The organism is Acinetobacter sp. ANC_7512 (assembly GCF_056779935.1).
Window position 1 is genome coordinate 180,707 of record NZ_JBWYIX010000002.1, and the last position, 11,592, is coordinate 192,298.

Genomic DNA, 11,592 nt, shown 5'->3' on the forward strand with positions numbered 1-11,592 from the left:
ATGCGTGCTTTACTCCAACGCGTCCTTGAAGCGAAAGTCGTTGTGGATGGTGAGATTACTGGTCAAATCGAAAAAGGGATTTTAGTTTTTATTGGTATTGGCAAAGAAGATAACTTTGAAAAAGGTAAGAAGCTCATCGATAAGATTTTAAAATACCGTTTTTTTGATGATGACCAAGGAAAAATGGGTTGGAATCTTAGCCAAGCCGGAGGCGGATTATTATTAGTCTCGCAATTTACCCTGATGGCACAAACCCAAAAAGGTTTGCGTCCTGACTTCGGCCCTGCAATGCCGCCTCTCGAAGCAAAAGAACTGTATGAACAGTTAGTTGAATACGCAAAATCTCAGTTTGAACATGTACAAACAGGAATCTTTGCAGCGGATATGAAAGTGCATCTCATCAATGATGGTCCGGTAACCTTCAATCTTGAAGTTGAATGACTAGAAAAGCCCTCTGATGAGGGCTTTTTTTCTTGCATTTCAATACTCATCTCTAGAATCAAAACGAGAAAAGTCCGTATTTAGGTGCTGTATTACTTACCTGTCTTTTCTTTAATAAATTGACGAGCAAATTGTATTTTTTCTTTTACAGGTTTAGGAATTTTCGGTGGAATTAATTTAGCGACTTGGTTAAACCATACCAATAAGCTGAAATCACCTTCCATTTTAATACTGCCATTTTGCATACCCGTCATGAATGCAGTTGGATCACCTTTCATCAGGGTTTTAACACCTTGCTCGCTATCAGCAAACTGAAGTACGAAATCTGCTTTCTCTGCATCACCTGAAACAGAATCAATCTGGCCATTGTTGACTAAAATCTGACGTGCAACACCTAGATCTGTACCAATTTGAATACGGAACTCACGATCATGAATTAACTCAATAAATTTTGGACTCGTACGTGACAATTGTTTCATACGCAACGCCAAACCTAACACCAAAAGGTCTAGTGGATCTGTGCTTGCATCAACGATAGGTAATTTCACAACAGGTATTGAAGATAGTTTCATGACAATCTAAGTCCGTTTTTTTAATATCAAAAAATAATTGATTCATCCTAGCATATCTTATAAGTAAGGAAATGCAGCTTTGTTTAACAAAACGTATAGGCAAAAAAAAGGTATATCATTTTGATACACCTTTAAATATAAAATTGTTACCACGCAGTTTTGGTCTACATATCATTTGTCATGAGTAGGATTTAATCGTCCTCATATACAGGAGTGTGTTCAATATAACGACGATTTTCTAAAGCCTTTTGCGCACGACTATCTTCGCGAAGTAGGAAAGCCGTTAAAGCCACCATGGCTAAGCTAATCGCTGTTAAATAACTATATGCCAAAGACATGTCAAATACGTGTTGAACACTATAACGAATACCTTCAAGTAAACCCCAGAAGACCATACCCGCCAACATAAACCCTAGCCAATGACGATAAGGTGAAAAGAATACGGCCGCCAATGCTACAGCGATCAGAGCAAATCCGAGTATCGTTGCAAAAGTTAAAGTGACCATAAAAATCTCCGTCAAAATTTAGATGTTTCAAATACTGCCTAATGGTGTTTCACAACAAATTAAATAACGCTTCACTTTCTTCAATGGTCTTGTTGGCGTCTATGAAAGCATTATGGTGAGTTTTTTTCAGAAAAAAAGACCTGATGCTTTTGTAAGCGACACATATTGTCGCAACATTCTTTTGTCATTACATTTTTTAAGATTAGACATTTTTCATAGAGTCAGAATCAGTCAAACTTGGCGTGTCATTACAAAAAAATACCTCGTAATTTTTTGTCAAAAACATCTTTTTTTCGATGATGACCATCTGTTTTTTCGTCTGAACTTAGCTGATTAAAATTTGTCTAAGAATGATTCACTTAGATAAAAAAAAGCGACCATTTGGTCGCCTTTTTAATAAGCTTTTTTTGATTTTAAGCTCGACTTAAATCTTTATCATGTACACCTAACAGGTACAGAACACCATCCAAACCAACACTTGAGATGGCTTGATTTGCATTTTGACGCACCAATGGTTTAGCACGGAATGCAACGCCCAAGCCCGCTATAGAGAGCATTGGCAAATCATTCGCACCATCACCTACTGCAATCGTTTGCTCAAGTGAAATGCCCATTTCATCCGCAATTTGGCCTAATAAAAATGCTTTACGAGCGCCATCCACAATATGCCCTTTAACTTCGCCAGTGACCTGCCCATCTTGAACATCCAAGATATTGGCATGAACTTCATCAATCCCAAGTTTTGCTTGTAAATATTCAGCGAAGTATTGGAAGCCACCAGATAAAATAGCCGTACGATAACCCAAAGATTTCAGGGTTGAAATAAGACGTTCTGCACCTTCAGTAATCGTTAAACGTTCTGCAATTTTAGGCAATACAGAAGCATCCATACCTTTCAGTAGCGCCACACGCGCACGGAAACTGCTCTGAAAGTCCAGCTCACCTTGCATAGCACGCTCAGTAATTTCTGCGACTTGTGCACCGACACCTGCTTCAATTGCAAGCTCATCAATCACTTCTTGTTCGATCAGCGTTGAATCCATATCAAAGCAAACTAAACGACGATTACGACGGTACGGCGTGTCTTCTTGTACTGCAACATCGACACTAAGGTCATTTGATAAACTTAAACATGCCGCTCGCATCGTTGCAGCATCTAACATCTGACCGCTCAAACCAAATTGCACACAAGCACGTTTTGGTTCATTTTCAAAATGATTCAACGTTGGGCGACCAGACAAACGAGTGACTGTTTCAATATTAAACCCTTGACTTGAAACAATATTAGTCACTGCTTGCAAATGTGCTGCAGTAAGTTCAGGTGCCAATGCCGTCACGATATATCGTGTACGTCCACCCTCTTTCACCCATTGCTCATAATCTTCTGAATCGATCGGTTTAAAGCGCACAGTAAGACCAATATCGTGTGCTAAAATCAGAATATCTTTCATGGCCAAAGCTGTTGCTGTCTGGTCTTCGGAGGCAACCACGATGCCGAGAGTCAATTGGTTATGGATAACTGCTTGTCCTACATCTAAAATTTGCAAAGAATGTACGGACAACACCTGCATCAATCGAGTAAACTGATTCGGTTGGTCAGGTCCTAAAAATGAAATAAGAATGATTTCTCGCATGAATTGACTCGGGTCTGAGCTACGAATATTGTAAGAATCATAATCGAAATTGAATTAATTTTCTTTGGAAGTTTACGTTGAATGCGCCTAGACAAGGGCTATTTGCTAGCCTGCTGATTGTAAGTTTTGCCTTGCATACCTTTTTATTGGTTATTGCAACGACACATCAATTAAATGAAAACCGTGCAAGCCAAGGTTTGCTAATGACGACTCAACTGGTCGCAGATAGCTTAACTGAACTTGAACCTGCCAATACTGTATCTCTTGCATTATTAGCCAACCGCTATGCAACGAATCCAAGTGTTGCATATATACGTATTCTTGGCACAGGAGATCAAGTTCTCGCAACTGCAGGCTTGTCTAAGACGCGTCAGGGTGAAATCTTCGTTCGAGATGCACTACAAAATGAAAAGAAAATTGGCAGTGTGGAAATCACATTGGTTAAACCAAGTATCGGTGAAATATTAAGAACACAATGGCTGGCGATCCTCTCGTCACTCTTTATTCATGGCTTATTATGGTTGGCTTATCGTGCCATTGCTCGCCCTACGCGTAGCGAATATCTTGCGAGATTAAATAATGAGTCCCGTTTACGTCATGAGATCAAGCTGCTCACTGAAGCATTAGAACTGGAAAAGAGTCAGCCTAAACAACCTCATACGCCAGAGCAAAATAAAGAACAAGCTGCAATTACGCCAAAAGTACCGACTCTGCAGTTAGATCAGGATGCTTTATCACTGAATATCCAATTTTATGATCCGAAACAATTAATTAATACGGTCAACAAATCTGTCTCTTTACCTTATTTTAATTTATGTCAAATTTTCTTAAATAAGAGCATCGAACTGTGTACAGCGCATTATCATTTGAATGTTGATGATATCGTTGTGAATCGTAGTTTTGATCAACAAGGCGCTGTCATCAGTATTTCTTCACTCAAGAATAACTCGATTGCTTGCATCTTAATGATTGGTTCGGTGTTTCAATTATTGTCAGAAGTACTCTATAAACGTTACCGTGAAGATAAACGGTTCGTATTGCAAACACGTTGTGCTGTAACCGCACCAGTGGAGGCAATGCAACTCGATTCAGTACAAGCGGCGGAAAGACTCACACATCACCTGATTGCGAAAGAAATGGCGCTATATTTGACCCACGATCAGTTAAAGCATATTGGTGAATGCTATCAATTGGTTCCGATGCCGAATCCGACCAGTGTGTTAACTCGTCACGCTTTCATGATTAATGGTATGAACGAAGCCTGTGCCGAACTCGCACAAAATATCCGTACTGAGATTTTGAAAGGCAAAGCCCAAAGCTCCTCGACGGATCGTACAATCAGCTCTTAATTAGATTAAATTTTAATAAGTAAACCAGATTTGATGCTAAGTTAAATCTGGTTTTTCTTTTTAAAAGCTCACAGTCGTGAAAAGTTAGACTAAGCGTCTAGTTTGTATACAAAATTGCTCTCTTGGTAATTTTATCTCTCTTTTCAATGTGCTATGAAGGTGTATGTTGGACTGTGTTGAATGGTACAGTCATAAGCATAGGCAAACTGACTAAAAAAGCGTTAGACTATGGCGCAACAAATTTATTCAAATGTCAGAATGACATAACAAAAAGGTGAAGGTTGATGTCGCTCAATACTGTAGAAGAACTTGTAGCAGATATCCGTGCAGGAAAAATGGTCATCCTGATGGATGATGAAGATCGTGAAAATGAAGGCGACCTCGTTATTGCTGCAACGCACGTACGACCTGAAGACATTAATTTCATGATCACGCATGCTCGTGGCTTGGTTTGCTTAACCTTAAGTCGTGAACGCTGCAAACAATTAAATTTACCGTTAATGGTTGATGCGAATGGCGCTCAACACGGGACAAACTTCACGCTTTCTATTGAAGCTGCAAATGGCATTTCTACAGGTATTTCTCCAGCAGAACGTGCGCACACGATTCAAACAGCAGTTGCGGCACATGCAAAACCAGCAGATATCGTTCAGCCAGGCCATATTTTTCCACTCATGGCACAACCAGGTGGTGTGCTCCATCGTGCAGGTCATACCGAAGCAGGTTGTGATTTAGCTCGTCTTGCAGGTCTTGAACCAGCTTCTGTGATTTGTGAAATTATCAATGAAGACGGGACTATGGCCCGTCGTGCTGACCTTGAAATTTTTGCTGAAAAACACGGTCTAAAAATTGGTACAATTGCTGATCTTATTCACTACCGTATGACCAATGAACAAACGGTAGAGCGTTTGGATCAACAAAAACTCGATACAGAGTATGGTACTTTTGATCTTTACCGTTATCGTGAAGTCGGGAATCCTGATATTCATTTGGCATTGGTTAAAGGTCAACCTGAAGAGGGTGTGACGACTGTTCGCGTTCATGGCTTCAATCCGGCGCGAGACTTATTAAAGCTTAATAAGCAAGATGGTGAAGCAGCTTGGAATTTAGATCGTGCTTTAAAAGAAATTGCTCAAAGCGATCGTGGTGTCTTGGTATGGATTGGACAACGTCAGCCGTCTGATTTAGGTCCAGCATTAGAAGCATTAACTGCGCCAAAACCAGCCAAGTCAAATGCTGCCTTATCGCAGCAATACCAAACCATTGGTGTGGGTGCACAAATTTTACGTGATTTAGGCGTACAGAAAATGAAGCTCCTGAGCTCACCTTTACGCTTCAATGCATTGTCTGGCTTTAATTTAGAAGTGGTCGAATACATCACAGCTGATCAGAGCTCTCATTCATAACTCTTATTAAATATCGAGGTTGCTATGGCGATTCGCCGTATTGAAGGTTTATTACATCTCGCGAGCGAAGATCGTTACGCGATTCTAGTTGGTCGTTTTAACAGCTTTGTTGTTGAACATTTATTAGAAGGTGCAATTGATACATTGCATCGACATGGTGTTAAAGACGATAATATCACTGTCGTTCACGCGCCAGGCGCTTGGGAACTTCCGGTTGTGGCGAAAAAACTCGCAAATTCTGGTAAGTTTGATGCGGTAATTGCACTTGGTGCAGTTATTCGCGGTAGCACTCCTCACTTTGACTTTGTTGCTGGTGAATGTGCAAAAGGCCTTGGTGTTGTTGGTTTAGAAGCTGGTTTACCTGTAATCAATGGCGTATTGACTACAGACAGCATTGAACAAGCCATCGAGCGTTCAGGTACAAAAGCAGGTAATAAAGGTGGCGAAGCTGCCTTGACTGCAATTGAAATGGTTAACTTGCTAAAGGCGATCTAAAGCATGTCGCAGACACTCCAAGCTACTTATGCAGCTAAACGCAAAGCACGTCGTTTTGCTGTACAAGGGATTTATGAATGGCAAATGAGCCACAACCCTGTGCATGAAATTGAAGCACGTACACGTGCTGAAAATGCCATGCACAAAGTGGATCTCAGCTATTATCACGAGTTGCTCACACAAGTGATTGCAAATCATGAAGCATTGGATGCGTTATTAATTCCAGTACTAGATCGTGAGATCTCGGCACTGGACGGCGTTGAATTAGCTACTTTGCGTCTTGGCGCGTATGAATTGAAAGAGCATCTTGAAATTCCATATCGCGTCGTTCTCGATGAAGCAATTGAATTGGCTAAACACTTCGGCGGTGCAGATAGTCACAAATACATCAATGGTGTATTAGACCGTTTGGCACAAAGCCTACGTGAAGCAGAAAAGCAACAAGCAAAATAAGTTGTTGAAATGGCTGAGTTTTCTATTATTGACACCTATTTTAATCGACCGAGTTATTCTTCAGTCGATTTAGGTGTCGGTGATGACTCAGCCCTGCTCACCCCACCTCCACAGCAACAATTGGTCATTTGTGCCGATACCCTCGTTGCTGGTCGACATTTCCCCATCGATACAGATCCCCATGCGATTGGATGGAAATCTGTAGCTGTGAATCTTTCAGACATAGCAGCCATGGGTGCAAAACCTCAAAGCATTCTATTGGCATTGAGCCTACCCCAAATTGATCATCACTGGCTAAAAAGGTTTAGTCAGGGTCTATATGATTGTTGCGATCAATTTGGGGTAAGTTTAATTGGGGGCGACACAACACAAAGCCCACACCTCACATTATCAGTTACCGCTCTAGGCTGGGTGGATATTGGAAAAGCCGTGCCACGTTCTGGTGCTCAAGCAGGTGATTTAATCTGTGTATCCGGCACTGTCGGTGATGCTGCATTCGGATTAAAATATCCCGATCATGCTTTAAAAAAACGTCTCGATTATCCCACTCCACGTTGTGAACTCGGTCAAGCGCTTAAAGGATTGGCGCATAGTATGATTGACGTATCCGATGGTTTAGCACAAGATTTAGGACATATTCTCAAAGCATCTCATGTTGGTGCCGACCTACACTTAGATCAACTTCCACTTAGTCCTGCCTTACAAGCATTGCCCAATCAACAAAAATGGCAATTGGCTTTAGCAGGTGGTGATGATTATGAATTGTGTTTTACCATTCCTTCACCTGCCTTGGATGAATTAAAAGCTCGACATTGCGATACACCGATCACGGTGATTGGTGTCGTAAAAGAGACTCAGCAATTAGATTTTTATCATCATCAACAACCACAAGAACTAGAATTACAGGGATATCAGCACTTTGCCAAAACAACCAATTAATTTTAAAACGATGACTTGGTCTGAACGTTTCATTGTTTTTTGTGGCGTTGGATTCGGTTCTGGTTTAGCGCCAAAAGCACCTGGTACTTTTGGTTCAGCTTTTGCCTTGTTGTTTATCCCTGCTTTCATGGCAATAGGTTTTTTGTATAGCACGATTGCCATAATCGTTATGTCATTGATTGGGATATATATTTGTGGAAGAGCCGCTGATATAATGCGCGTCCATGATGACGGACGAATTGTGTGGGATGAATTTGCGGGTCAATCGATCACGTTTCTACCTTTAATCTACCTAGGTCTGATGAATTGGGTATGGCTTTTTATTGGTTTTGCACTTTTCCGTCTCTTTGATGTTTGGAAACCTTGGCCGATTCGCGTCATTGATCGTCAAGTCGACGGTGGTTTCGGCATTATGCTTGATGACCTGATCGCAGGTTTGTGGGCAGCACTTTGTATTATAATTTATCTCTATATTGATATGGCTTAAGCCAAGCTCCAAAGAAAGGATGTTGTATGTCAACCACAGTTGTTATTCTTGCTGCAGGTAAAGGGACGCGAATGCGTTCAAAACTACCAAAAGTATTACAGCCTTTAGCAGGACGTCCACTCTTAGGGCATGTCATTGAAACCGCAAAAAAAATACAAGCTGAAAATATTATTACTATTTTCGGTCACGGCGGCGCTCTAGTTAAACAAGCATTTTCGACAGAAAATATTGACTGGGTTGAACAAGCTGAACAACTTGGTACAGGTCATGCTGTTCAAATGACCTTACCTGTATTACCCAAAGATGGTATTTCTTTAATTTTATCCGGTGATGTTCCTTGTATTACCGCCGATACATTACAAAAATTACTTGAAGCAACACAATCTAAAGGTATTGGCTTAGTCACACTTACACTAGACGATGCTTCAGGTTACGGTCGTATCGTGAGAGAAAATGGTAAAATCCAAGCCATTGTTGAACATAAAGATGCTTCAGAAGCGCAACGTTTAATTCAAGAAATTAATACTGGCATTTATGCAGTAAGCAATGCCAAATTGCACGAGTGGTTGCCACGTCTGAATAATAATAATGCGCAAGGCGAATATTATTTAACAGATATCGTAGCAATGGCTATTGACGATGGACTCGAAATTGCTTCAGTTGAACCTGCTTTAGCTTTCGAAGTTGAAGGTGTAAATGATCGTGTGCAATTGGCAGCATTGGAAAGAGAATACCAAACCTACCAAGCGAAATTACTGATGCAGCAAGGTGTACATTTGATCGACCCGAGTCGTTTCGATCTCCGAGGTTCACTCAAGGTTGGTCAAGATGTACGTATCGATATCAATGTCATTATCGAGGGCGAATGTGAACTTGGTGACAATGTCGAAATCGGTGCAGGATGTGTAATTAAAAACTCCAAAATTGCTGCAGGCACGAAAGTTCAACCGTATAGCGTATTTGATTCAGCCATTGTGGGTGAGCAGACTCAAATTGGACCATTCGCACGTTTGCGCCCTGGTGCTAAATTGGCAAATGAAGTACACATTGGCAACTTTGTTGAAGTGAAAAACACCACCATTGGTTTAGGCTCTAAAGCCAATCATTTTACGTACTTAGGTGATGCTGAAGTGGGTGAGGGTTCAAATATCGGCGCGGGTACGATCACATGTAATTATGATGGTGTCAACAAGTTTAAAACGATCATTGGTGACCAAGCCTTTATAGGTTCAAACAGCTCTTTAGTCGCGCCGGTTAAAATTGGTAATGGTGCAACAGTTGGTGCTGGATCGACGATTACTCGTGATGTGGATGATCATAGTTTAGCGGTAGAACGCTCTAAACAATTTGTGAAAGACAATTATCCACGTCCACAAAAGATTAAGAATTAAGGGGATTACAATATGTGTGGTATCGTCGGCGGTGTAGCAGAACGAAGCATAACGAATATTCTAATTGAAGGCTTAAAGCGTCTTGAATACCGTGGTTATGACTCAGCGGGATTAGCTTTAATCAATGCAGGTCAAGTTTTACGTGAACGTCGTGTCGGTAAAGTTATCAACCTTGAAGAAGCGGTTTCAGAAGCAGCAATCACTGGCGCGCTTGGTATCGCACATACACGTTGGGCTACTCATGGCAAACCTACAGAAAATAATGCACATCCGCATATATCTGGTCAAGTCGCTGTGGTACATAACGGTATTATTGAAAATTACCAAGAGCTTAAAGATGATCTTGAAGCATTAGGATATGTGTTTACATCCCAAACAGATACTGAAGTTGTTGCACACTTAGTTCACGATGCACTGAAGTCTGCTCCTAACCTGCTTAAAGCCGTTGAACAAGTTGTGCCTCAACTCAAAGGTGCATTTGCACTCGGTATCGTACATACAGATTACCCAAATGAATTGATCACTGTTCGTGAAGGTTCACCGCTCGTGATCGGTGTGGGAATTGGTGAGAACTTTATCAGTTCTGATCAATTGGCCCTATTACCGATTACCAATCGTTTTATATACCTTGAAGAAGGTGATATTGCGCGTTTAACACGTGATACTATTGAAGTCTATGTACAAGGTGAGCGCGTTGAACGCCCTGTCAAAGAACTTGATGCGACAGTGAGTAATGCTTCAAAAGGTGAATATAAGCATTACATGCTGAAAGAAATTTATGAGCAACCTGAAGCGATCAAGCAAACTATCTCTCAAGCCTTAAATGCCGATCACTTACGTGATGATTTTCTTGCAAATGCTGTAGAAGATTTTTCTCAGATTCAGCAAGTTCAAATTATCGCTTGCGGTACCAGTTACCATGCAGGCATGATCGCAAAATATTGGTTTGAACAACTGATTGATGTACCTTGCCAAGTTGAAATTGCAAGTGAGTTCCGCTATCGCACTCCAGTCATCGTGAACAATACACTCTATGTGTGTATTTCTCAATCAGGTGAAACTGCCGACACATTGGCAGCTCTTCGTGATACACAAAAACGTGCCAAAGCGAAAAATATTAATATCACCACGATGACGATCTGTAACGTTGCAACATCTTCCATGGTGCGTGAAACAGATTACAGCTTATTGACATTAGCAGGTCCAGAAATTGGGGTTGCGTCGACCAAAGCATTCACCACACAACTTGCTGCCTTGATGCTTCTCGTGCTTAAGTTCGGTCAAGTTAAACAAACGATTTCTAATGACCAAGTAACAGAAATCATTACTGGATTGTGGCATACACCTAAAGTGATTCTTGACACATTACAATGTGATAAAGAAATTTTACGCCTATCTGAATTGTTTGTTGAAAAACAACATTGCCTATTTTTAGGTCGTGGAACACAATTCCCAATCGCGCTTGAAGGAGCGCTTAAACTGAAAGAAATTTCATATATTCATGCTGAAGGTTATGCAGCTGGTGAGTTGAAACACGGCCCATTGGCCTTAGTTGATAATGATATGCCTGTTGTCATTCTTGCTCCTCAGGATGACATGCTTGATAAGCTCAAATCAAATATGGAAGAGGTTCAAGCACGTGGTGGTGAGCTGTTTGTATTTGCAGATGAAAATAGTGGCATTAAGGAGAAAGAGCGCCAACACGTCGTTCAAGTTCCGAGCGTTTCAGCACTATTATCACCAATCGTATACAGTATTCCTGTGCAGCTTTTGTCTTATCATGTCGCTGTACTACGTGGTACCGATGTAGATCAGCCGCGTAACTTAGCAAAGTCAGTTACGGTTGAATAATTCAATTTGATCTACACTTAAAAAGTGTATGAGAGTAATAAAGTTTCATACTAAGTAATAAAGTCTCA

The 11,592-nt window shown here is 40.9% G+C and carries 12 protein-coding genes; 9 read left to right on the forward strand and 3 right to left on the reverse strand.

Features of this window, described 5'->3' with window-relative positions:
- Window positions 1–441 (forward strand): D-aminoacyl-tRNA deacylase, encoded by a 441-nt coding sequence (dtd, locus tag AC1M9H_RS03470; protein WP_035264810.1) that lies wholly within the window; start codon window positions 1–3, stop codon window positions 439–441.
- Between the two features lie 92 nt (window positions 442–533).
- On the opposite strand, the gene AC1M9H_RS03475 is transcribed toward dtd, so the two are convergent.
- From AC1M9H_RS03475 to serB, 3 genes are all read right to left on the reverse strand, one after another.
- Entirely contained in the window at window positions 534–1,013 is a 480-nt protein-coding gene (locus AC1M9H_RS03475) for an SCP-2 sterol transfer family protein (protein WP_035264813.1), read from the reverse strand.
- 191 nt (window positions 1,014–1,204) lie between these two features.
- Window positions 1,205–1,519: a ciprofloxacin tolerance protein AciT gene (gene aciT / locus AC1M9H_RS03480; protein ID WP_035264816.1), complete on the reverse strand. Its 315-nt coding sequence runs from the start codon at window positions 1,517–1,519 to the stop codon at window positions 1,205–1,207.
- 413 nt (window positions 1,520–1,932) lie between these two features.
- Window positions 1,933–3,153 carry a phosphoserine phosphatase SerB gene (serB, locus tag AC1M9H_RS03485; RefSeq protein WP_035264823.1) on the reverse strand — a complete coding sequence of 407 codons (1,221 nt, stop codon included), beginning with the start codon at window positions 3,151–3,153 and terminating at the stop codon, window positions 1,933–1,935.
- Between the two features lie 77 nt (window positions 3,154–3,230).
- Between serB and AC1M9H_RS03490 the strand changes: the two genes are divergently transcribed.
- The 8 genes from AC1M9H_RS03490 (at window position 3,231) to glmS (ending at window position 11,524) form a co-directional block, all read left to right on the forward strand.
- Window positions 3,231–4,502 carry a hypothetical protein gene (locus AC1M9H_RS03490; RefSeq protein ID WP_092766563.1) on the forward strand — a complete coding sequence of 424 codons (1,272 nt, stop codon included), beginning with the start codon at window positions 3,231–3,233 and terminating at the stop codon, window positions 4,500–4,502.
- A gap of 284 nt (window positions 4,503–4,786) precedes the next feature.
- Complete coding sequence (gene ribBA / locus AC1M9H_RS03495) at window positions 4,787–5,908, forward strand: bifunctional 3,4-dihydroxy-2-butanone-4-phosphate synthase/GTP cyclohydrolase II (RefSeq protein WP_035264829.1); 1,122 nt, start codon at window positions 4,787–4,789, stop codon at window positions 5,906–5,908.
- A 24-nt stretch (window positions 5,909–5,932) separates the two neighbouring features.
- Entirely contained in the window at window positions 5,933–6,403 is a 471-nt protein-coding gene (gene ribH / locus AC1M9H_RS03500; RefSeq protein WP_035264832.1) for a 6,7-dimethyl-8-ribityllumazine synthase, read from the forward strand.
- A 3-nt stretch (window positions 6,404–6,406) separates the two neighbouring features.
- Entirely contained in the window at window positions 6,407–6,856 is a 450-nt protein-coding gene (gene nusB / locus AC1M9H_RS03505) for a transcription antitermination factor NusB (protein ID WP_035264834.1), read from the forward strand.
- Window positions 6,857–6,865: 9 nt separating this feature from the next.
- Window positions 6,866–7,795, forward strand: coding sequence for a thiamine-phosphate kinase (thiL, locus tag AC1M9H_RS03510; RefSeq protein WP_481612767.1), 930 nt, complete (start codon window positions 6,866–6,868; stop codon window positions 7,793–7,795).
- Window positions 7,796–7,805: 10 nt separating this feature from the next.
- On the forward strand, window positions 7,806–8,282 hold the full coding sequence (locus tag AC1M9H_RS03515; protein ID WP_081403227.1) for a phosphatidylglycerophosphatase A family protein: 477 nt from the start codon (window positions 7,806–7,808) through the stop codon (window positions 8,280–8,282).
- A gap of 26 nt (window positions 8,283–8,308) precedes the next feature.
- Entirely contained in the window at window positions 8,309–9,673 is a 1,365-nt protein-coding gene (gene glmU / locus AC1M9H_RS03520) for a bifunctional UDP-N-acetylglucosamine diphosphorylase/glucosamine-1-phosphate N-acetyltransferase GlmU (RefSeq protein WP_481612768.1), read from the forward strand.
- 12 nt (window positions 9,674–9,685) lie between these two features.
- A complete protein-coding gene (gene glmS / locus AC1M9H_RS03525) occupies window positions 9,686–11,524 on the forward strand; it encodes a glutamine--fructose-6-phosphate transaminase (isomerizing) (RefSeq protein ID WP_481595698.1) in 1,839 nt (612 codons plus the stop codon).
- The last annotated feature ends 68 nt before the right edge of the window (window positions 11,525–11,592 follow it).

Bases quoted from the DNA above. Each gene is read 5' to 3' on its own strand.
- dtd (WP_035264810.1), top strand. From the start codon at position 1: ATGCGTGCTTTACTCCAACGCGTCCTTGAAGCGAAAGTCGTTGTGGAT.
- AC1M9H_RS03475 (WP_035264813.1), bottom strand. From the start codon at position 1,013: ATGAAACTATCTTCAATACCTGTTGTGAAATTACCTATCGTTGATGCA.
- aciT (WP_035264816.1), bottom strand. From the start codon at position 1,519: ATGGTCACTTTAACTTTTGCAACGATACTCGGATTTGCTCTGATCGCT.
- serB (WP_035264823.1), bottom strand. From the start codon at position 3,153: ATGCGAGAAATCATTCTTATTTCATTTTTAGGACCTGACCAACCGAAT.
- ribBA (WP_035264829.1), top strand. From the start codon at position 4,787: ATGTCGCTCAATACTGTAGAAGAACTTGTAGCAGATATCCGTGCAGGA.
- ribH (WP_035264832.1), top strand. From the start codon at position 5,933: ATGGCGATTCGCCGTATTGAAGGTTTATTACATCTCGCGAGCGAAGAT.
- nusB (WP_035264834.1), top strand. From the start codon at position 6,407: ATGTCGCAGACACTCCAAGCTACTTATGCAGCTAAACGCAAAGCACGT.
- thiL (WP_481612767.1), top strand. From the start codon at position 6,866: ATGGCTGAGTTTTCTATTATTGACACCTATTTTAATCGACCGAGTTAT.
- AC1M9H_RS03515 (WP_081403227.1), top strand. From the start codon at position 7,806: ATGACTTGGTCTGAACGTTTCATTGTTTTTTGTGGCGTTGGATTCGGT.
- glmU (WP_481612768.1), top strand. From the start codon at position 8,309: ATGTCAACCACAGTTGTTATTCTTGCTGCAGGTAAAGGGACGCGAATG.
- glmS (WP_481595698.1), top strand. From the start codon at position 9,686: ATGTGTGGTATCGTCGGCGGTGTAGCAGAACGAAGCATAACGAATATT.